The 19,977-nt window shown below is 70.5% G+C and carries 19 protein-coding genes; 13 read left to right on the top strand and 6 right to left on the bottom strand.

All coding sequences use genetic code 11. The annotated features are described in order from the left end of the window. Positions 1-299: 299 nt before the first annotated feature. Positions 300-2,453 (bottom strand): glycogen debranching protein GlgX, encoded by a 2,154-nt coding sequence (gene glgX, locus VGB75_03500; GenBank protein HEY0166087.1) that lies wholly within the window; start codon positions 2,451-2,453, stop codon positions 300-302. A gap of 56 nt (positions 2,454-2,509) precedes the next feature. On the opposite strand from glgX, the gene VGB75_03495 reads away from it, so the two are divergent. The 5 genes from VGB75_03495 to VGB75_03475 are packed head-to-tail and all read left to right on the top strand — an operon-like array spanning position 2,510 to position 6,465. Further along, positions 2,510-3,337: an ABC transporter ATP-binding protein gene (locus VGB75_03495; GenBank protein HEY0166086.1), complete on the top strand. Its 828-nt coding sequence runs from the start codon at positions 2,510-2,512 to the stop codon at positions 3,335-3,337. A 46-nt stretch (positions 3,338-3,383) separates the two neighbouring features. Further along, positions 3,384-4,163 (top strand): enoyl-CoA hydratase-related protein, encoded by a 780-nt coding sequence (locus VGB75_03490; GenBank protein HEY0166085.1) that lies wholly within the window; start codon positions 3,384-3,386, stop codon positions 4,161-4,163. A 2-nt stretch (positions 4,164-4,165) separates the two neighbouring features. After that, a complete protein-coding gene (locus tag VGB75_03485; GenBank protein ID HEY0166084.1) occupies positions 4,166-5,116 on the top strand; it encodes a class I SAM-dependent methyltransferase in 951 nt (316 codons plus the stop codon). Then, positions 5,113-5,763 carry an HAD hydrolase-like protein gene (locus tag VGB75_03480; GenBank protein HEY0166083.1) on the top strand — a complete coding sequence of 217 codons (651 nt, stop codon included), beginning with the start codon at positions 5,113-5,115 and terminating at the stop codon, positions 5,761-5,763. Before VGB75_03485 ends, VGB75_03480 begins: the two co-directional genes overlap by 4 nt. Before the next feature lie 60 nt (positions 5,764-5,823). After that, entirely contained in the window at positions 5,824-6,465 is a 642-nt protein-coding gene (locus VGB75_03475) for an acyltransferase (GenBank protein ID HEY0166082.1), read from the top strand. A gap of 124 nt (positions 6,466-6,589) precedes the next feature. Here VGB75_03475 and VGB75_03470 read toward each other — a convergent pair whose 3' ends face one another. Continuing rightward, entirely contained in the window at positions 6,590-7,768 is a 1,179-nt protein-coding gene (locus tag VGB75_03470) for a glycosyltransferase family 4 protein (protein HEY0166081.1), read from the bottom strand. 23 nt (positions 7,769-7,791) lie between these two features. Here VGB75_03470 and VGB75_03465 point away from each other — a divergent pair, with 23 nt between their 5' ends. Further along, entirely contained in the window at positions 7,792-8,379 is a 588-nt protein-coding gene (locus VGB75_03465; protein ID HEY0166080.1) for a hypothetical protein, read from the top strand. 4 nt (positions 8,380-8,383) lie between these two features. Here the strand turns inward: VGB75_03465 and VGB75_03460 are convergent, their stop codons facing one another. From VGB75_03460 to VGB75_03450, 3 genes are read right to left on the bottom strand one after another with little or no spacing between them, the layout of a single operon-like run. After that, positions 8,384-8,872: a hypothetical protein gene (locus VGB75_03460; protein HEY0166079.1), complete on the bottom strand. Its 489-nt coding sequence runs from the start codon at positions 8,870-8,872 to the stop codon at positions 8,384-8,386. Between the two features lie 29 nt (positions 8,873-8,901). Next, the gene (locus VGB75_03455) at positions 8,902-10,362 is read right to left on the bottom strand and encodes a glycoside hydrolase family 57 protein (protein ID HEY0166078.1); all 1,461 of its coding nucleotides are present in this window, start codon (positions 10,360-10,362) and stop codon (positions 8,902-8,904) included. 23 nt (positions 10,363-10,385) lie between these two features. After that, entirely contained in the window at positions 10,386-11,183 is a 798-nt protein-coding gene (locus VGB75_03450; protein HEY0166077.1) for a class I SAM-dependent methyltransferase, read from the bottom strand. Positions 11,184-11,388: 205 nt separating this feature from the next. Here VGB75_03450 and VGB75_03445 point away from each other — a divergent pair, with 205 nt between their 5' ends. From VGB75_03445 to VGB75_03435, 3 genes are all read left to right on the top strand, one after another. Next, positions 11,389-11,688 carry a hypothetical protein gene (locus VGB75_03445; protein HEY0166076.1) on the top strand — a complete coding sequence of 100 codons (300 nt, stop codon included), beginning with the start codon at positions 11,389-11,391 and terminating at the stop codon, positions 11,686-11,688. Between the two features lie 411 nt (positions 11,689-12,099). Further along, entirely contained in the window at positions 12,100-14,148 is a 2,049-nt protein-coding gene (locus VGB75_03440) for a tetratricopeptide repeat protein (GenBank protein HEY0166075.1), read from the top strand. Positions 14,149-14,206: 58 nt separating this feature from the next. Beyond that, the gene (locus VGB75_03435) at positions 14,207-14,890 is read left to right on the top strand and encodes a tetratricopeptide repeat protein (protein ID HEY0166074.1); all 684 of its coding nucleotides are present in this window, start codon (positions 14,207-14,209) and stop codon (positions 14,888-14,890) included. An 80-nt stretch (positions 14,891-14,970) separates the two neighbouring features. Here VGB75_03435 and VGB75_03430 read toward each other — a convergent pair whose 3' ends face one another. Next, the gene (locus tag VGB75_03430) at positions 14,971-15,153 is read right to left on the bottom strand and encodes a hypothetical protein (protein HEY0166073.1); all 183 of its coding nucleotides are present in this window, start codon (positions 15,151-15,153) and stop codon (positions 14,971-14,973) included. A gap of 264 nt (positions 15,154-15,417) precedes the next feature. On the opposite strand from VGB75_03430, the gene VGB75_03425 reads away from it, so the two are divergent. The 4 genes from VGB75_03425 (at position 15,418) to VGB75_03410 (ending at position 19,974) form a co-directional block, all read left to right on the top strand. Further along, on the top strand, positions 15,418-16,197 hold the full coding sequence (locus tag VGB75_03425; protein ID HEY0166072.1) for an electron transfer flavoprotein subunit beta/FixA family protein: 780 nt from the start codon (positions 15,418-15,420) through the stop codon (positions 16,195-16,197). 76 nt (positions 16,198-16,273) lie between these two features. Further along, the gene (locus VGB75_03420) at positions 16,274-17,233 is read left to right on the top strand and encodes an electron transfer flavoprotein subunit alpha/FixB family protein (protein ID HEY0166071.1); all 960 of its coding nucleotides are present in this window, start codon (positions 16,274-16,276) and stop codon (positions 17,231-17,233) included. Positions 17,234-17,260: 27 nt separating this feature from the next. Next, positions 17,261-18,760, top strand: a complete 1,500-nt coding sequence (locus VGB75_03415) for an MFS transporter (GenBank protein ID HEY0166070.1) — start codon at positions 17,261-17,263, stop codon at positions 18,758-18,760. Between the two features lie 2 nt (positions 18,761-18,762). Next, on the top strand, positions 18,763-19,974 hold the full coding sequence (locus VGB75_03410) for a cysteine desulfurase family protein (protein HEY0166069.1): 1,212 nt from the start codon (positions 18,763-18,765) through the stop codon (positions 19,972-19,974). Positions 19,975-19,977: the final 3 nt, after the last annotated feature.

Below are 19,977 nucleotides of genomic sequence, written 5' to 3'. Positions count from 1 at the left end.
CCGCAATCCGTCAGACGTTGAATAGTCCGGTTGCTTATTTTTCAAAAGCTTCCCGCCGTATCTGTTAGGAGTAAAGCATTCCGGAGCGCCCGCAGGTTACCAAATCGTGAATGGCCTCACCATCCATGTTCGTAGCCGGGCTGGGCCGGGACTCCATATTGTCCGCTAAGGCAAGAGCGTCCGTAGTAAGAGTACCGAGCGGGTCGCTACCGCCAGCGTTACCCGGCAACGGGTCGGCGGAGTCCGCCCGCGGGGCCGGGACTGGCCCCGTAGGCGATCGGGCCGGCCCTGGCGTGAGCTCAGTCGCGGTCGGCGCGCAGCAGCAGCACCGAACGTCCGGGGACCGTGATCTCGGCGCCGCCGTCGACCGGCTCGGCGCAGGACAGGCCGCCGGCCTGGGCGGTGTCGATCACCACCTGGTAGCGATCGGCCCAGGGCAGGCCCGGCAGGGTGAAGCGCACCGGCTGCTCGCCGGAGTGCAGCAGCAACAGGTAGGACTGGTCGGAGATGACCTCGCCACGTCGCCCGCGGTGGCGCAGGCCGCGACCGTCGAGGTACATGCCGATGGTCCGCAGACCGCGGTCGAACCAGTCGCCGCTGCCGAGCTCCCGACCGGTGGGGTGGAACCAGGCGAGATCCTTGCAGCCGTCGGCGTTGACCGCCCGGCCCTCGAAGAAAGCTCGCTGGCGCAGCACCGGTGAGGCCCTGCGAAGGGCGATCAGGCGTCGCGTCAGCGCCAACAGGTCAGCGCTGGCCTCGGTGTCCTGCCAGTCCAACCACGAGACGTCGTTGTCCTGCACGTAGGCGTTGTTGTTTCCGCCCTGGGTCCGGTAGCGCTCGTCGCCGGCCACCAGCATCGGCGCGCCGGTGGAGAGCAGCAGCGTGGTGAGCAGGTTGCGGACCTGCTTGCGGCGCAGCTCGTTGACCACCGGGTCATCGGTCTCGCCCTCGACCCCGAAGTTGATCGAGCGGTTGTCGTCGGTGCCGTCGGCGTTGCCCTCGCCGTTGCCCTCGTTGTGCTTGCGCTCGTAGCTGGCCAGGTCGCGCATCGTGAACCCGTCATGGGCGGTCACGAAGTTGATCGAGGCGAACGGCAGCCGGCCGTCGTCGGCGTAGAGGTCTGAGGACCCGGTGAGCCGAAAGGCCAGATCGCGGACCCCGCCGCTGCCGTGTGACCAGAAGTCACGCACCGTGTCGCGGTACTTGCCGTTCCACTCGGTCCACAGCGGCGGGAACTGCCCCACCTGGTACCCGCCATCGCCGAGGTCCCACGGCTCGGCGATGAGCTTGACCTGGCTGATCACCGGGTCCTGGTGGATGGTGTCGAAGAACGAGGAGAGCTTGTCGACGTCGTGCAGTGACCGGGCCAGCGCCGAGGCCAGGTCGAAGCGGAAGCCGTCGACGTGCATCTCGGTGACCCAGTAGCGCAGCGAGTCCATCACCAGTTGCAGCACGGCCGGGGTCCGGACGTCCAGGGTGTTGCCGCAGCCGGTGTAGTCCAGGTACCTGGCCGGGTTGGCCGGGTCCACCCGGTAGTAGGCGCGGTTGTCGATTCCCCGGAAGGACAGCATCGGGCCGTCCGGGGTGGCCTCGCCGGTGTGGTTGTAGACGACGTCGAGGATCACCTCGATGCCGGCGGCGTGCATGGCCCGGACCATCGCCTTGAACTCCCGCACCTGGTTGCCGCCGAGCCGGCCGGTGTGGGTGGCGTAGGCGGCGTGCGGGGCGAAGAAGCCGATCGAGTTGTAACCCCAGTAGTTCTTGGCGCCCCGGCGCTGCAGCGCCGGCTCGTTGACGAAGTGGTGGATCGGCAGCAGCTCGACGGCGGTGACGCCCAGGTCCTTGAGGTAGGAGATGGCTGCCGGGTGGCCGAGGCCGGCATAGGTGCCGCGCAGGTCGGCGGGGATGCCCGGGTGGCGGGCGGTGAAACCCTTGACGTGCAGCTCGTAGATGATCGTGTCTTCCCATGCCGTGTCAGGCCGGGGATCGGCCCCCCAGGGAAATCCGTCCAGGACCACCACCGACCGTGGGACGAAGGGCGCCGAGTCGAGGTCGTTGTCGCCGTAGCAGGCGACGTCGTCGATGAAGTCACCTTCGATAGCTCGGGCGTAGGGGTCGATCAACAGCTTGGCGGGATTGTGCAGCTCGCCCGTGGCCGGTTGGTGGCGGCCGTCGAGCCGGAAGCCGTACCGCTGGCCGGGATTGACTCCCGGCAGGTAGCCGTGCCAGATGTGGAAGGTTCGCTCCGCCAACCGCACGCGGGTCTCGACTCCCTCGACGAACAGGCACACCTCGGCGCGGGTGGCCGTCGGTGACCAGATGCTGAAGTTGGTGCCTTCGCCGTCCCAGCTGGCGCCGAGCGGAAACGGCTGACCCGGCCACGCCACCAGTTCGCTCGCGGCGCAGTCGAGCCGGTGGGCCAGGCCCTGCCTGAGGTCGGGTGCTTGTTCCATAGCGCAGGCGACCTTACGCCGGTCACGCGATGGGCGTTTTCTCTCCCGTTGTGCGCGTGCGGTTGGATGGGGGCGTGGTGCGCCCCGATTTCGAATCAGACCCCGACGCCGTCCTGCAGCTGAGCCAGGTGACGGTTCGACGCGGCGCCAAGCTGCTGCTCGACTCCGTCGACTGGACGGTGGAAGAGGACGAGCGCTGGGCGGTGCTCGGGCCCAACGGCGCGGGCAAGACCACCCTGCTGCAGCTGGCAGCCACCACCATGCACCCCACCACCGGCGCCGTCGTGGTCTTCGGCGAGCGGCTGGGCGCGGTCGACGTCTTCGAGCTGCGCCCCCGGATCGGGCTGTCCTCGGCGGCGCTGGCCCAGCGGATCCCGCCGGGCGAGCTGGTGATCGACGTGGTCGTCTCGGCCGGCTACGCCGTGATCGGGCGCTGGCGCGAGGCCTACGGCCGCCTGGACGTCAGGCGGGCCCGGACGCTGCTGAACCGGTTCGGGGTCGCCGAGCTGGCCGAGCGGGCCTACGGCACGTTGAGCGAGGGCGAGCGCAAGCGGGTGCAGATCGCCCGGGCGATGATGACCGACCCGGAGCTGCTGCTGCTGGACGAGCCGGCCGCCGGCATGGACCTGGGGGGCCGGGAAGACCTGCTGCGCCGGTTGGCCAGGCTCGCCGCCGACCCGGAGGCCCCGGCGATGGTCCTGGTGACCCACCATGTCGAGGAGATCCCGCTGGGCATCAGCCACGCACTGCTGCTGGGCGAGGGGAAGGTCGTGGCTCAGGGGCTGATCGCCGACGTGCTGACCTCGGCGAACCTGTCCCGGGCCTTCGGCCTGGACCTCGTCGTCGAGTGCGAGGACGGTCGCTACTTCGCGCGAGCCCGCTGAGGCAGAGCGCCGCGACCGCTTTGGCCGCTCTGGGTAGGCTCGCGCCATGACTGAGTACCTAGCGCTCGAGGTCACCGACGGTGTGGCCACTATCCGGATCGACCGGGCCCCGGTGAACGCCCTCAACACCCAGGTGCAGGAGGAGCTGCGTCAGGCGGCCGCCGAGTGCGACCGGCGCGATGACATCCGGGCAGTCATCCTGTGGGGTGGGCCGAAGGTGTTCGTGGCCGGCGCCGACGTCAAGGAGATGCACACCATGTCGGCCCAGGACATGCAGCGGCGGGGCGCGGCGGTGTCGTCGTCGCTGGACGCCATCGCCCAGCTGCCCAAGCCGGTCATCGCGGCGGTGACCGGCTACGCCTTGGGCGGTGGCTGCGAGCTGGCGCTGACTGCGGACTTCCGGGTCAGCGCCGACAACGCCAAGTGGGGCCAGCCCGAGATCCTGTTGGGTGTCATTCCCGGGATGGGCGGCACCCAGCGGCTGGCCCGGCTGATCGGCCCGGCCAAGGCCAAGGACCTGATCTTCACCGGCCGCTTCGTCGACGCCGCCGAGGCGTTGCAGCTGGGCCTGGTGGACGTCGTGGTGCCAGCCGACGAGGTGTACTCCACCGCCCAGGCGATGGCCGCCAAGTTCGCCCGCGGGCCGGCGCTGGCGCTGCGGGCGGCCAAGCTCGCCATCGACAGCGGCCTGCAGACCGACCTGGCCAGCGGCCTGAAGCTGGAATCTCAGCTGTTCGCCGGCCTGTTCGCCACCGAGGACAAGCAGCGCGGAATGGCCTCCTTCATCTCCTCCGGGCCCGGCAAGGCCGAGTTCATCGGCAACTGAGCATGTCGGCCGAACCCAACCCCCCTGCCAGCGCCGCCCAGGTCGAGGCGGCCTGGCGCGACCCCAAGCTCGCCAACGTGCTCTACCACGACTGGGAGGCAGGCACCTACGACCAGAAGTGGTCGATCAGCTTCGACCAGCGCTGCATCGACTACGCCCGCGACCGGTTCGCCCACGTCGCCGGCGTCACCGGCTGGCCCTACGGCCGGGCGCTGGAGCTGGGCTGCGGCACCGGCTTCTTCCTGCTGAACCTCAAGCTGGCCGGCGTGATCGACTCCGGCGCGGTGACCGACCTCAGCCCCGGCATGGTCGAGGTGGCGCGCCGCAACGCCGCCAACCTCGGTTTCGACATCGAGGGCCGGGTCGCCGACGCCGAGTCCATCCCCTATCCCGACGACAGCTTCGACCTGGTGGTCGGGCATGCCGTCCTGCATCACATCCCCGGCGTCGAGCAGGCGTTGCGCGAGGTGCTGCGGGTGCTCAAGCCGGGTGGCCGGTTCGTCTTCGCGGGCGAGCCGACCCGCTACGGCGACTACGTCGCGCGCCGGCTGTCCCGCTTGACCTGGTGGGCCACCACCCGGGTGACCCGGCTGGACCGGCTGAAGTCCTGGGCGCGGCCCAAGGCCGAGCTGGACGCCTCGTCACGGGCCGCCGCGCTCGAGGCCGTCGTCGACCTGCACACCTTCGACCCGGCCCAGTTGCGCCAAACCGCTGAGGCGGCAGGCGCGGTGGGGGTGCAGACCCGGACCGACGAGCTGACCGCGGCCTGGTTCGGCTGGCCGGTGCGGACGTTCGAGGCCGCTGTGCCGCGCGAGAAGCTCGGCTTCGGCTGGGCGATGTTCGCCTTCAAGAACTGGCAGCGGCTGCACAAGCTGGACTCGGCGGTGCTGTCGAAGTTCGTGCCGGCCCAGCTGTTCTACAACGTAGAGATCACCGGAGCCAAGCCCGCATGATCGACACCGTCCTTTTCGACCTCGACGGGACCTTGAGCGACTCGGCGCCCGGGATCCTCGGCGCGCTGCGGACCAGCTTCGCCGAGGCCGGCCTGGACTGGGTGGATTCCGACACCGCCCGGTCGCTGCTCGGACCGCCGTTCTGGCACTCGCTGCCGCCGCTGGTCGGCGAGCACCGCCTCGACGAGGTGGTGGCCTCCTACCGCCGGCACTACGTCGAGGGCGGCGCCATGTTCGACACCACCCGCTACGACGGCGTGCTGGAGACCTTGCAGGCGCTGGCCGAGCGCGGTCACCGCCTCGCCGTCGCCACCAGCAAGCCCGAGCCGCACGCGAGCCGGATCGTGGCGCATCTGGGGCTGGCCGACTTCTTCCAGACGATCTGCGGGGACACCCTCGACGGCGCCCGGAACTCCAAGACGCTGGTGGTGGGAGAGGCGCTGCGCAGGCTGGGCGATCCCGACCCGGCCACCGTGCTGATGGTCGGTGACCGTAGCCACGACGTGCTCGGGGCGGCAGCGCACGGGCTGGACTGCGCCGGCGCGCTCTGGGGCTACGGCTCGGCCGCCGAGCTGAGGGCTGCCGGGGCGTCGCGGCTGTGCGCCAAGCCGTCGGAGGTGCTCGACCTGCTGACGCCGCCGGACTGAGCCGTGATCGGCCGATGGCGCTTCCGCGCCCGCGCTGCGGGACAGCCGCGCTGGCTCAGCGTGGCGAGCCTGCGCTGGGTGCTGCGGCACCGGGCCTACACCCCGTGGTACCTGCTGCGGTACTGGCGGTTCTGGCGGTTCAAGCTCGCCAATCCCCATGTCGTCACCACCGGTTTCGTCTTTCTCGGCAAGAACGTCGAGCTCTATGCCCGGCCGGGATTCGGGCGGCTGGTGCTGGGGCGCTGGGTGCATCTGGGCGACGGCACCTCGCTGCGCTGCCATGAGGGCACCCTGCGGATCGGGGACAAGGTGGTGTTCGGCCGCAACAACGTGGTCAACGCCTACCTCGACATCAGCGTCGGGGCCGCCAGCATCATCGCCGACATGGTCTACGTGACGGACTTCGACCACGTCTTCGCCGACGTCGAGCGCCCGATCAAGGACCAGGGGATCGTCAAGTCCCCGGTGCGGATCGGCGCGGACGTGTGGCTGGCCAACAAGGTGTCGGTGGTGCGCGGCACGGTGATCGGCGATGGCTGCGTGGTGGCGGCCAACGCCGTGGTGACCCGCGACCTGCCGCCGTACTCGGTGGCGGTCGGGGTGCCGGCCAGGGTGGTCCGCAATCGGCGCGATGACCACGCCGCCGGCGCCGAGACCCGGGCCGCGATCGCCGACATGGCCGCCAAGCTGGGCCTGGACTGACGTCCCCGGTGGCATTGTGCGGCCTGAAACCGCGCTAACGGAGGGGATCAACGCGGTTTCAGGCCGCACAACGGGCCAGGCGACGTCAGCCAGGCGACGTCAGGCAGGCAGGCAGGCAGGCAGGCTACGGCTGGACCGCCGCGTAGACCTCGGCCGTCCGGCTTGCCACCGCGGCCCAGCCGAACTCCTCCTGGGCCCGGCGCTGGGCCCGCCTCGCCTGCTGGCGGGCGGCAGCCGGGTCGGCCACCACCTGCCGCACGGCGGCCGCGATCGCAGCCGGGTCCTCGGGAGTGAACCGCAGCCCGGTGCGGCCGGGCTCCACCAGCTCAGCCAGGCCGCCGGTGTCAGAGACCGCCACCGGAGCGCCGGCCAACTGGGCCTCCAGCGCCACCATCCCGAACGGCTCGTAGAGCGAGGGCACCACCACCAGGTCAGCGGCGCCCAGCAGCCCGGCCAGTTCGGCGGCGTCGAGAAAGCCGGCCCAGTGGATCAGGTCGCTGACCCCGTACCGGGCCGCGCGGTCCTGCTGGTCGGCCAGCTGCTGGCCCACGCCGGCCACCACCAGCCGCACGTCGGGCAGCTCCGCACGCAGCAGCGGCAGGGCCTTGATGAGCTCCTGCAGGCCCTTCTCGTGCACCAGCCGGCCGGCGAACACCAGCAGCGGCCGACCCGCGTACTTCTCGGTATCGACTGTCTCGACCTGGGGATGAGACTCAGCCGCCGGAACGCGGTCGGCCCCGTTGCCGATCACCCGGACCTTGCCGAGCTCAAGCTGGAACAGCTCGGCGACCTGGCCCGCCATGAACCGCGAGCAGGCGATCACCGCCGAGGCCTCGCGGCACAGCCAGCGTTCCACCGAGTGGATGGCACGCGGCGCCGGCTCACTCAGCCAGCCCTGCTGCCGGCCGTGCTCGGTGCTGTGCACGGTGACCACCACCGGGCTGCCGGTGACCTGGCGCAGGGTGAGCGCGGTCTGGGCCACCAGCCAGTCGTGGGCGTGAATGACCTCGGGCTGCCACTGCGAGACCAGCAGCAGTCCGGCCCGGGTCAGCGAGTGCTCGAAGGCCTGGGTCCAGGCCAGCACGCTCTCGCTGCCGAAGTCGATCGCCAGCCCGTCGGCGGCCGCCCGCCAGACGGTGACCCCCTCATAGCGCTGCTGCTCGGGCTCGGGCCGCTCGCCCCGGGTGAGCACCCGGACGTCATGGCCGAGCGCGGCCAACTGCCGGGCCAGGTGCCCGACATGCCGGCCGAGCCCGCCGATCACCAGCGGAGGAAACTCCCATGACACGATCAGCACCCGCACACGAGAGATGGTGCCTTACCTCCATGACGCAGCCGACGCCGCCGCAGGACGCGCAGCCGATGACCGGCGGCCAGCCCGGCAGCCCGCCGCCGCCAGGGCGGGGCGGGGCGAGCCTGGCCGCCGGCGTCGTCCTGCTGCTGCTGGCGGTGCTGCTCTTCGCCGGCTCCCGGGTGGTCGCGGCCGGGCAACGGCATGCCTATGACCCGGCAGCGACCCCGCCGCAGACTTACCAGCTCACGGCCGGCCAGACCTACCAGCTGTCCTCGGCCCGGTCGGTGGCCGAGCTGAAGCAGGCCGGGGTGCTGCCCAATCTGGCATGCTTCATCGCCTCTGGCGCCGGCGCGCCGGCGCCGCTGACACTGGCCTCGACGACCGACGACGACCGCAACCTGCACGTCTTCGCCACCATGGTGGCGCCTGCCACCGGCCCGGCTCGGCTCAGCTGCACCGGCATCGCCGCGGTCTTCGTCGATGACGCCGACGACGCCGAGCCCGATCGCAGCGCGCTGCTGGTGCTGCTGTCGATCGCAGCCGGCCTGCTGGGCGTGATCGCGACCTGCTCGGGCGGCTATGCCCGCGGCCGGAGCAGGCAGCCGGCCGGCCGGGCCTGAGCGATCAGGGCAGCTCGATCGTCTCGGCGCGTTCCAGCTCGGCGAACGCCGCGTCCAGGTAGCCGGTCAGCGGGCTGCCGGCCGCGCTCAGCAGATCCGCGGTCAGCAACGCCGCGCCCTGGCTCAGCGCCGCGGGCCCGACCGCGACGGAGGCGCCGCTTGGGTCGGAGTCCGGGTCGGCCAGGCCCAGCGTGCCGGTCAGCACCAGCACCAGCACGCTCGCCTCTGCCTGCGGCCACCAGGTCGCCGCCGACAGCAGGCAACGTCGCAGGAGGTCCTGGGCGTCGGCGCTGGACAGCCCGTCCGGATGCAGCTGCTCGAGCAGTATTCGCAGCACCCAGGCCTGCGTCAGGGCCAGCCGTTGCTGGTCCTGCAGGCTCAACCGCTCGGCTGCCAGCGCGAACCGGCCGGCGTCGCGGCTGAGCGCGGCCTCGACGGCCTCGCTGACCGCGCGGCGCAGCCCGGCCACTGTGGAGGTGGTTGACCGGCGCATGTCGTGGGGCTCCTCAGGTCGACGCTGACTCAACACGTGCGGGCGTCCAGCCGGCCGAACGGGCCGTCCACGGCGCGCAGCCGGGCAGCCAGCGCCTCGGCCCCGGCGCCGGACTCGATCGCGTCCGCCAGCGCGGTGAACTTCTCGGCGTGCTGGCGGGCCCGCTGGCGGGCGTAGCCGGCGGCCGAGTCCCGGCTGACCATGAAGGCCCAGTCGCTGGAGCTGAGCAGGAACGCCTCCCGGACCAGCTGATCAGCCGCCGGATCGCGTCCGGCGCCGTCGGGCCGGCTGTCCAGCACCGTGAACAGCCGTTTCTGCATATGGGCGATCTCGTCGTTGAGTTCGGCCACCGCGTCGTTGTCCCAGACTCGCCAGTCCTTGCCCGCGCCCCACGACGAGCTCGGCAGGTCGATGCGATCGGCCACGAACCCGGCCGAGGCCGCCCCGCTCAGCGTGCTCAGCTGAACCCCGGCCTGGGGCAGCGCCCGCAGCACCGCGTCCAGGAACTCCGGCCCCTCGTACCACCAGTGCCCGAACAGCTCGGTGTCGAAGGCGGCCACCACCAGCCCCGGGCGGCCATGCTGGTCGCGTAGCTCGGTGAGCCGGCGCACCACCGCGGCGACGAAGTCCTGGGCGTCGCGCAGCACCGCGGCCGCGGCCAGCCGCCGGTCCCAGGGCCGCTTGGCCTCGGCCGGGATCGCGCCGCCGGTGACCCGAGCCGGCCGGAACCCCGAGGCGTGGTCGAAGGTGTGGAAGTCGCGGTAGCTCGCGCCGCCGGGGTAGCCGGTGCGCGATGACCACACCCGGTAGGAGATGTCGAGGTCACGGGCGAAGGCCAGCACGTCGGAGTCGCCGACCGGACGCCCGAAGCCGGTGTCGCCGCGCACCGCCGGGCCGTCCACCAGAAAGTGCGTCACCCCGTGCGCGGCGTAGAAGTCCTCCATGCCGGGTGCGTACCCGCATTCGGGCGCCCAGATGCCGGCCGGCCGGCTGCCCAGCCGAAGCTGGGTGTCGGCCAGCCCGGCGCTCAGCTGGGCAGCGGCGAATCGCTCGGTGAGCAAAGGCTGAAACGGATGGGTGGCCGGACCGGACAGCAGCTCGACGACGCCGGAGTCGACCAGCGGCCGCAGCACTGCCGACAGCCCGCCGGTCAGCCACCGGCTCGCCACGTCCTCCAGGCAGGCCACCGCCTCGCGGCGCTCGTGCTCGGCCAGCGCCCGCATTCCCGGCCGGGCGCTCAACTCCTCCGCGCGCAGCTGCCAGCGCCCGGCCCACGAGTGGATCTCGGACAGGCAGTACGGGTCATCGAGCATGGCGGCCAGCACCGGCGTCACCCCGAGCGTGGCGACCTCGCGATAGCCGTGCTCGGCGAGGGTCTCCAGCACGCGCAGCACCCGGCGCCAGGAGCCGGTGAACGCCTGGTGCAGCCATTCCTCACCGACCGGCCAGACGCCGTTGTGCGCCACCCACGGCAGGTGGGTGTGCAGCACCAGGCTAAACCTGCCGAGCCCGGTCATGCCCGCCTGGCCAGCAACACCAGGTCCAGGCTCTGGTCCAGGGCCGCGAGGTCGGCCGAGGAGTCCGGGCCGAGCTGGAAGTCCTGCCACCGGACCGAGGCGACGTCGGCGGCCAGCCCGGCCGTCCACCGCTCGGGCGGGAAGGCCAGCTGGGCCGCGACGAACCCGCCCCGCGCGGCGTGACGGCTGTCCAGGGCAGCCACTTCGGGGCCGGCGAACAGGCCGCGGACGGCGATCACGGACAGGCCGTCGCGGTCTACCAGCCGGCACAGCTCGGCGGCGGTGAACTCGTGGGTGTGAAAGGGGTTCACCGGCTTGTCGGCGCCGGGGGAGAAGGTCAGCCGGTTGGGCGTGCTGAGCATCAGCAGGCCGCCCGGGCGCAGCACCCGGGCGCACTCGGCCACGAACTGCCGGTGATCCCAGACGTGCTCGATCACCTGCAGCGACACCACGGTGTCCATCGAGCCGCTGCCCACCGGCAGCGCGGCCAGGTTGCCCCGGACCGCGTGGAGCCTCGGGTACCGCCTGGCGAGGTGGGCGATGGCCTGGGCGTCGTAGTCCAGGGCCAGCACCGTGGGCGCCCGCTCGGCCAGCAACGCCGCCCCGTAGCCCTCGCCGGCCCCGACTTCGAGCAACCGCGGCCCCTGCACCTCTTCGCGCAGGCGCAGATAGGCGGCCTGGTGCCGGCGGAACCAGTAGTTCTCACTCGCTATCCCGGGCACGGTCCGCTCACCGGTCAGCGGCAGGGCGTCCGGAGCGAGCGAACTCGATTCCTCGATCTCTCTGTCCTTCACACTCGGCGATGCCGGCCAGTTTAGGTGAGTAGGGCCAGGCCGCATGACGGTGCGGAGACAGCCTGGCCTTCCTCCTGCGAATCACCGAGGTGGAAAGCGAAGCCGAGTCCACCCTGCGTGGTGGGTGACTGCCGTCAGCCCTTGTTCCGGCGCCGAGGCCAGGAGGAGAGTGTTTGCCATTCACCTCCACCACAGGGAGCTGGCCATGGCCGGATTTGTCCAGATCATCCAGTACACCACCTCGCGAATCGACGAGGTCGAAGCGCTGGGACGGGAGATGGCCGCGCAGCGAGGGCCAGACTCCGGGGCCCGAGGTCTGGCGACAGCTGACCGTGACCACCCGAACCAGTACCTCGTGATCATGGAGTTCGAGTCTTACGAAGCGGCGATGGAGAACTCGAACCGGCCTGAGACAGCGGAGTTCGCCTCGAAGATGGCGAAGCTCTGTGACGGACCGCCGACGTTCTACAACCTGGACGTGATGTACGCTTTGCCGCCGGAGTAGCCGCAGGCGCAACAGATCACACCTGGTCGGTGTCACGCCGGACGACTTCTCGCCGGTGTGGGCGGCCCGGGGCGAGCCCCGCCTGCGAAGGCGACCTTGTCCACGAGTCGCCGCTGGCGCCGAGCGGCTGAGTCAGGCGGGCTCGGGCTCACCGGCTGGCACGTTGCCGGGGTCATCCGGTCCCGGCATCGGTTCGACGGGCGCCGGCGGAAGAGTCTCGGGAGTGTCCGGCGAAAGCGTGCCCGGGTCATCGGGAACCGGCTCGTCCGGAGCTTTGCTTCAGCCCACCACCCTCGTTCGGGTCTCGGCCTGCCCGGTCCCCGCGCTGGGACGCGGTCGCTGATCCGGCGTCAACACCCGCAGGGTCGATAAACCGCAGTGCGATCTTCGAATAATGGATACTTCGTGCTCATGGCGGTGAGGTGGCGGCAACAGGCACGCAGTCGGTTTCTGATCGTCGGTTCCGCACTCGGAGTGTTCCTGTCGGCCGCGCTGGCTGCCGGGGTGTCGGCAGCGCTTGGAGCGGAAGGTATTGCTGCGGTGGCCATCGCAGCCGGCGCCGCAGCGGTGGGCGGCGTGGTCGCGCCGTTCGTGATCGAGGCAGTGAGTACTCGGTCCTCGTTGCGTTCAGCGTGGGACAGCGCTGGCGACGGGATCGTCCACCCACTTGCCCTTGCAGAGGATGCGCGGGCGCTAACCGAAAGCGGCGGCAGCCCTGCAGAGATGTTGCGGGCCGAGCGGGAGATAGTCCGCTTCCGCGGCCGCCCTACCGAGCTCGGCGACCTGCTGCGTTGGTGCGGATCGGCGGAGCCGACTGCAGTGCGGCTCTGCTGGGGCGCGGCCGGGACAGGCAAGACGAGGTTGGCACGGCAACTGGCTTGGGAGCTGGATAAAAGTTGGGAACGCGGCTTCTTGCGATCCGGTCGGGCGGAGCAAGCCATGTCGGTGATCAAAGCGCTTGATCGCCCAGTCCTGCTCATCGTCGATCAGGCTGAAGGGCACACGGGGCTTGACGCCCTGTTGGCTGAGGCGGCTGCCTACACCGGCCGGGCACCGTTACGAATCCTGCTGCTCGCCAGGTCGGCCGGCGACTGGTGGCGCAGAATCGTCGATCGTCCTGGCAGCCTCGCCACCGAACGCGACCTATTCCGGCAGGCTGCCATGCAATTGAAGCCCGACGCCATCGAGGTCACCGACCAGCAACAGGTCTATGAACGAGCACTGCGCGCGTACGCCGCCCGTCTGGATCGGCCGGTCCCTGACACTCGGCTGGTAAACCTAGACCGTCGGTCGGCGCCTGTCGTACTCAGCCTGCATGCAGCAGCGCTCGCTGCGGTACTTGGCAAACGGGCAACAATCACGATCAACTCAGAACTTTTCATCGAGCTGCTCGAGCACGAAGACAGCTACTGGCAGGCGAACGCCGCCAGGGCCGATGTGAAGCTGAACTTGCGGCAGTGTCGCCAAGTGGTCGCCTTAGGCACGTTGCTCGGCGCGCACCAACCCGCAGACGCTGAGGCGCTGCTAGGCCGCCTACCGACCCTGCGCCACGCGGGCGTCCCGCTTGCCCGAGTCGCTGACTGGCTCCACGACCTGTACCCAGCACCGGACGCCCAATGGATCGGTCCGCTGCAGCCCGACCTTCTTGCCGATGCGCTGATACTGTCCGAGATCTCGGCCGAATCGGAAATGCTCGACCTGATCCGCTGGGGCTTGACCGAGCCCTCCCACCACCGCCGGGTGCTTGCCTTCTTCGCCCGCACCGCAGAAACCGATCTCAGAGCCGAACAGCTACTCACAGACCTGCTGGCCGTCGATCTGGAGCGGCTAGCCGTCGTCGCCATGGACGTCGCACGTGACGTGTCTGGACCGATTCCCGCTGTTCTCGCCGCGGTGCTTGCACAGGCAGCGCCGAACCCTAGCCTCGATGTCACCATCGAGAAGCATCTAATCGAAGAAGAACTCCTCAACTTGTTCGCGGAGCTTGCCGAAATTGTCACTCGCAGGCAGCTCGAACATGCCCGGGAAACCTCCGACCTTGTGCGAGTTGCTGGGTTGCTGAACAACCTCGGCAACCGGCTGGATAACCTCGGGCGGTACGAGTTGGCGTTGGCTGCGGCCGAGGAGGCCGTCGCCCTGTACCGGGAGTTGGCTGCGCAGCTGCCCAACGCCCATCTATCCGGTCTGGCCGGCGCGCTGAACAACCTCGGCGGCCGGCTGAGTCGGCTCGGGCAGTACGAGTTGGCGTTGGCTGCGGCTGAGGAGGCTGTCACCTTGCGTCGGCGGTTGGTTGAGCAGCGGCCTGACGCCTATCTGCCCGGCCTGGCCGGCGCGCTGGCCAATGTCGGCAGCCGGCTGGATAACCTCGGGCGGTACGAGTTGGCGTTGGCTGCGGCCGAGGAGGCTGTCACCCTGTACCGGGGGTTGGCTGGTCACCGACCCCGACGCCTATCTGCCTGACCTGGCGACCGCGCTGACCCACCTTGGGGCGCAACTGGACAGCCTGGGGCGGTACGGGTTGGCGTTGACTGCGGCCGAGGAGGCCGTCGCCCTGTACCGGGGGTTGGCTGAGCAGCGACCAGACGCTCACCTGCCTGGTCTCGCCGGCGCGCTGAGCAACCTCGGCAGCCGGCTGGACCGGCTCGGTCGGCACGAGCCGGCGTTGGCTGCGGCCGAGGAGGCTGTCACCCTACGTCGGCGGTTGGCTGCGCAGCGACCCGACGTCCATCTGCGTGGCCTGGCGACCGCGCTGAATAACTTCGGCACCCCGCTGGACAACCTCGGGAGGTACGAATTGGCGTTGGCTGCGGCCGAGGAGGCCGTCGCCCTGTACCGGGGATTGGCTACGCGGCTACCCAACGCTCATCTGTCCGGTCTGGCCAGCGCGCTGAACAACCTTGGCGGCCACTTGGGTCGGCTCGGGCGATACGAGCCGGCGTTGGCTGCGGCCGAGGAGGCCGTCACCCTGTTCCGGGGGTTGGCTGAGCAGCGGCCCGACGCCCACCTACGGGACCTGGCGGGCACACTCAATAACCTCAGCAGCTGGCTGGAGGGCCTGGGACGGCAAGAAGCTGCACTCTCAGCGATGAGGGAATGCGTCCAAGCATGGCAGGCCGCATGCCGACACCACCCGGAGCTCTATGAGGGGCGTCTGGCTTTCGCTCAAGCGCAGCTCAGGCACCGCCACCCGCCACTCATCTAACGTGCAGCTATCCCACCACGGGGCAGCTCTACTATGCCATTGAATGGGGACTGATGGTCCCGATAAGCCTCAGGCGGCGCTCAGACCGGCTCAGGCTCGCCGGCGGGCACGTTGCCCGGGTCATCAGGCCCCGGCATCGGTTCCACGGGCGCCGGCGGAAGCGTCTCCGGAGTGTCCGGCGAGAGCGTGCCCGGGTCATCGGGAACCGGCTCGTCAGGGTTGATCGGCGGGTAGTCGTCGGGGTCCGGTCCTGGCATCACCATGCCTACTTAGTACACCAGCCCCGGTTTAGGCGCATCAGCCTTGCCCGGACCGAGCGGCCCTTGTCGGGGGCCGGCAGGCGTGTAGGAGAATGGCGCCAGGCCCCACCCGCGCTCGATGAGCGGGTGACCCGAAACACGCTCAACGTCGCGGCGCCGGGCCTGCTACTGACCGGTAACATAGGGACGTGGCCCGAGTACCGCAGCACGCATCGACCCCAAGCACCGCGCTGACCTCGACTCTCGAGAAGTAAGGACGATCACCGGATGAACATCGTTGTTCTGATGAAGCAGGTGCCCGACACCTACGCCGAGCGCAAGCTCAGCTCCACCGACAACACCCTGGACCGCGAGGCCTCCGACGCCGTCATCAACGAGATCGACGAGTACGCGATCGAAGAAGGGCTGCGGCTCAAGGAAGCGCACGGCGGCGAGGTCACGATCCTGACCATGGGCCCTGAGCGGGCCACCGAGTCGCTGCGCAAGGCGCTGTCGATGGGCGCGGACAAGGGCGTGCACGTCGTCGATCCCGCGCTGCACGGCTCGTGCGTCATCACCACCGCCAAGGTGCTGGCCAAGGCGCTGGGCACCCTGGAGTACGACCTGGTCATCGGCGGGTTCGAGGCCACCGACTCCCGGCTGTCGGTGCTGCCCGCCCTGGTCGCCGAGGCCACCGGCCTGCCGCAGCTGTCCGGCGCCCGCAAGGTGACCGTGGACGGCTCGAGCGTCACCGTCGAGCGGGTCACCGAGGCAGGCTACGACGTCGTGCAGGCCAGCACCCCGGCCGTGCTCAGCGTGGTCGAGAAGATCAACGACCCGCGCTACCCGTCCTTCAAGGGCATCATGGCCGCCAAGTCCAAGCCGGTCACCACGCTGACCCTGGCCGAGCTGGGGTTGGCCGAGAACGAGGTGGGCCTGGCCGCGGCGACCACCATGGTGGAGTCCTTCGAGCTCGCGCCGCCGCGCGCCGCGGGTGTCGTCGTCAAGGACGACGGCAACGGCGGCGCCGCGATCGCGGAGTACCTGGCAAGCAAGAAGCTCATCTGAGCCGGCTGACTGACCTCAGACGGCCGACTCACCGAGACGACTGACTTACCCCAGACGACGACAGGACTCGATTTCCATGGCTGAAGTACTCGTACTGATCGATTCGGCGGACGGCAAGCTCAAGAAGTCCGCACTCGAACTGCTCACCGCCGCCCGCTCGCTCGGCGAGCCGGCTGCCGTCGTGATCGGCGCGCCCGGCGGCGCCGCGGCCCTGCGCGACCAGCTCGCCGAGTACGGCGCGGCCAAGGTCTACGCCGCCGAGAGCGACGAGATCGCCGACTACCTGGTCGCGCCCAAGGCCGAGATCCTGGCCGGCATCGCCGCACAGGCCTCGCCGGCCGCGATCCTGGTGGCTTCCACCCCCGAGAACAAGGAGATCGCCGCCCGGGCCGCGTTCAAGCTCGACTCCGGATTCCTCGCCGACGCGATCGAGGTCAACGCCGACGGCTCGGCCAAGCAGTCCATCTTCGGCGGCGCCGTCACGGTCAGCTCGCGGGTCTCCCGCGGCATTCCGGTGATCAGCCTTCGCGCGAACTCGGTGCCGCCGCAGCCCGCCTCCGGCGCTGCCGAGCAGGTCGACGTCGCAGTCGCCCTGTCAGAGTCGGCCAAGGCCTCCAAGGTGGTGGACCGGGTCACCGAGGCCAAGGGGTCCCGGCCCTCGCTGCAGGACGCCTCCGTCATCGTCTCCGGTGGCCGGGGCGTCGGCTCGGCCGACAACTTCTCCGTGGTCGAAGGCGTCGCCGACTCCCTCGGCGCCGCGGTGGGCGCCTCGCGCGCAGCCACCGACGCCGGCTGGGTGCCGCATCAGATGCAGGTCGGCCAGACCGGTGTCACCGTGTCGCCGCAGCTCTACGTGGCGCTCGGGATCTCCGGGGCGATCCAGCACCGGGCCGGCATGCAGACGTCGAAGACCATCGTCGCGGTCAACAAGGACGCCGAGGCGCCGATCTTCGAGCTGGCCGATTTCGGCGTGGTGGGCGACCTGTTCACGGTCGCCCCGCAGCTTGCCGACGAGGTGAGCAAGCGCAAGGGGTAGCCGTCTGGGGCCATTACACTGGGCCCAGTGACCGCGGCATCGGAGTTCGTCGAACGACCTGGCTCCGGGGGCGAGTCGATCTTCTCGCCCCGCTACCGGATCACCACGCTCGGCATCCTGATCCTGATGACGATCATCGCCTTCGAGGCGCTGGCCGTCGCGACCGCGCTGCCGACCGCCGCTCGTAGCCTGAACGGGCTGGCCTCCTACGGCTGGGCCTTCACCGGCTTTCTGGTGGCAAGCGTGGTCGGCATGGTCGTGTCGGGGATGTACTCCGACATCCACGGCGCCCGCCGGCCGTTGCTGGTCGGCTTGCTGCTGTTCATCGTCGGCCTGGTGATCGGCGGCGCGGCGGAGTCGATGTGGATGCTGGTCGCCGCCCGGTTCGTGCAGGGTCTGGCGACCGGGCTGCAGATCACCGCCATGTACGTGGTGATGGGCGAGGTCTACTCCGACCAGGTCAGGCCCCGGATCTTCGCCGCTCTGGCCAGCGCCTGGGTCATCCCCGGACTGGTCGGCCCGGTGGTGGCCGGCTGGATCACCGAGCAGCTGTCCTGGCGATGGGTCTTCAGCGGCCTGGCGCCGTTCGTGGCGCTCGGCGGTCTGCTGATGCTGCCGTCACTGCGCCAGCTGCGCCGCTCCACCGGCTCCTCGGCTCGGATGGATCGGCGCCGGATCGGCTACGCGTTGCTGACCGCCTGCGGCGTCGCGGGGGTGGCCAACCTCGGCGAGAACCTGCACGCCCTGGGCGCGGCCGGCGCGCTGGCGGGGGTGGTGGCCATGGTGGTCGGCCTTCGCCGGCTGCTGCCCGCCGGAACGCCGCGCTTCGTGTCCGGGGTGCCGGCCGCGATCGCCTTTCGTGGGGTGCTGGCCGGGATCTTCGTCGGCATGGAGGTCATCGTCCCGCTGACCCTGTCGGTGCAGCTGCACTACTCACCGACCATGGCGGGCACGCCGTTGATCCTCTCGGCCCTCAGCTGGGCCACCGCGTCGGCGATCCAGGGCCGCCTCCGGCAACCCAACCGCGCGGCGCTGGTCGCGCTGGGGCTGGCGCTGATGGCCGTCGCGGGGGTGGGAATGGCGCTGGTGGCGCTGCGGACGGTGCCCGGCGCCTTCGCCTTCGCGGTCTGGCCGTTCGCCGGTTTCGGGGCCGGGTTCGCGATCACCAGCTCAAGCGTGGTGATGCTGGAGTGCACCACCGACGCCGACCGGGGTTCGGACTCAGCCGCCCTGCAGCTGTCGGACTCCTCGGTCAGCGCCATCTCGGCCGCGTTCGCGGGGGCGCTGATCGCCCTGGCGGTGCACGGCCGGATCAGCTACGGCGTCGGCTTCGCGGTGGTGTACCTGAGCATGGCCGGACTGGGCGTGCTGGTGATCAGCCGAGCCTCCCGGCTGCGGGCGCCGGCGGGGGTCGGTCAGGGCGGCGGCGCGGAGTTGGCGGCCGGTGGCGCCCAGCCCGGCGGTGGCGGCGGCCAACCGGTCCAGGCATCGGTCGAACAAGGCCGCCCAGGCTCAGTAAGCTCCTGACGATGCCTTATCTCGATCATGCCGCCACCACCCCGATGCTGCCGGAGGTCATCGACGCGATCTCCGCGTCGATGCGGGCCTCCAGCACCGGAGCCGTCGGCAACCCCTCATCGGTGCACACCTCCGGCAGGCAGGCCCGCCGGATCATCGAGGAGTCCCGGGAGCGGCTGGCCGGCGTGCTGGACGCCCGGCCCTCGGAGGTGATCCTCACCAGCGGAGGCACCGAGGCGGACAACCTGGCGGTCAAAGGCATCTACCTGGCCCGCCGGTCGGCAGACCCCGCCCGTCGAAAGCTGCTGGTCAGCGCGGTCGAGCATCACGCGGTGCTCGATTCCGCGGATTGGCTGGTGGCCCACGAGAAGGCCGAGCTGGTGCTGCTGCCGGTCGACGCCCACGGCGTGGTGCAGCCCGAGACGTTGGCCGCGGCGCTGGCCGAGGACCCTGACGCGGTTGCCCTGGTGAGCGTCATGTGGGCCAACAACGAGGTCGGCAGCATCCAGCCGGTCCGCGAGTTGGCTGAGATCGCGCACGCCTACGGCGTGGCGTTCCACACCGACGCGGTGCAGGCCGTCGGTTCTCTCGACGTCTCCTTCGCCGCCTCCGGCGTCGACGCGATGACGGTCACCGCTCACAAGATGGGCGGGCCCTACGGCGCCGGGGCGCTGCTGCTGGGCCGAGGAGTCGACTGCATGCCGGTGCTGCACGGCGGCGGTCAGGAGCGCGACGTCCGCTCGGGCACCCTGGACACACCGGGCGCGGTCGGGTTCTCGCTGGCCGCCGAGCTCGCGGTGAGCAGGCGCGTCGAGCTCGCCTCCCGGCTGACCGGGCTGCGCGAGCTGCTGATCACCGGCGTGCTGGAGGCGGTCCCGGACGTCCAGCTCAACGGCCATCCGAGGCACCGGTTGCCTGGCAACGCCCACCTGTCCTTCTCCGGCTGCGAAGGCGACTCGTTGCTGATGCTGCTGGACGCCCGGGGCGTGGAGTGCTCGACCGGCTCGGCCTGCTCGGCCGGAGTGGCCCAGCCCTCGCACGTGCTGCTGGCGATGGGGGCCGACCAGCAACGGGCCCGTGGCGCGCTGCGGCTGTCGCTGGGCCACACCTCGACAGAGCAGGACGTCCGGACCGTGATCGAGGTGATCGGCCCGGTGGTCGAGCGGGCCCGCAGGGCAGGCGCGGCGGCCAACCTGGCCACCATGGCCGGACGTGGAGCATGAGGA

Source organism: Jatrophihabitans sp., assembly GCA_036399055.1.
Taxonomy (GTDB): Bacteria; Actinomycetota; Actinomycetes; order Mycobacteriales; family Jatrophihabitantaceae; genus Jatrophihabitans_A.
The sequence above is the reverse complement of the archived record's forward strand: the minus strand, read 5'-3'. Positions and strand labels throughout refer to the sequence as shown.

What these genes read in the sequence shown, in the direction of transcription:
- glgX (HEY0166087.1), bottom strand. Translation starts at nt 2,453, where the DNA reads ATGGAACAAGCACCCGACCTCAGGCAGGGCCTGGCCCACCGGCTCGAC.
- VGB75_03490 (HEY0166085.1), top strand. Translation starts at nt 3,384, where the DNA reads ATGACTGAGTACCTAGCGCTCGAGGTCACCGACGGTGTGGCCACTATC.
- VGB75_03485 (HEY0166084.1), top strand. Translation starts at nt 4,166, where the DNA reads ATGTCGGCCGAACCCAACCCCCCTGCCAGCGCCGCCCAGGTCGAGGCG.
- VGB75_03480 (HEY0166083.1), top strand. Translation starts at nt 5,113, where the DNA reads ATGATCGACACCGTCCTTTTCGACCTCGACGGGACCTTGAGCGACTCG.
- VGB75_03465 (HEY0166080.1), top strand. Translation starts at nt 7,792, where the DNA reads ATGACGCAGCCGACGCCGCCGCAGGACGCGCAGCCGATGACCGGCGGC.
- VGB75_03460 (HEY0166079.1), bottom strand. Translation starts at nt 8,872, where the DNA reads ATGCGCCGGTCAACCACCTCCACAGTGGCCGGGCTGCGCCGCGCGGTC.
- VGB75_03445 (HEY0166076.1), top strand. Translation starts at nt 11,389, where the DNA reads ATGGCCGGATTTGTCCAGATCATCCAGTACACCACCTCGCGAATCGAC.
- VGB75_03440 (HEY0166075.1), top strand. Translation starts at nt 12,100, where the DNA reads ATGGCGGTGAGGTGGCGGCAACAGGCACGCAGTCGGTTTCTGATCGTC.
- VGB75_03430 (HEY0166073.1), bottom strand. Translation starts at nt 15,153, where the DNA reads ATGGTGATGCCAGGACCGGACCCCGACGACTACCCGCCGATCAACCCT.
- VGB75_03425 (HEY0166072.1), top strand. Translation starts at nt 15,418, where the DNA reads ATGAACATCGTTGTTCTGATGAAGCAGGTGCCCGACACCTACGCCGAG.
- VGB75_03420 (HEY0166071.1), top strand. Translation starts at nt 16,274, where the DNA reads ATGGCTGAAGTACTCGTACTGATCGATTCGGCGGACGGCAAGCTCAAG.
- VGB75_03410 (HEY0166069.1), top strand. Translation starts at nt 18,763, where the DNA reads ATGCCTTATCTCGATCATGCCGCCACCACCCCGATGCTGCCGGAGGTC.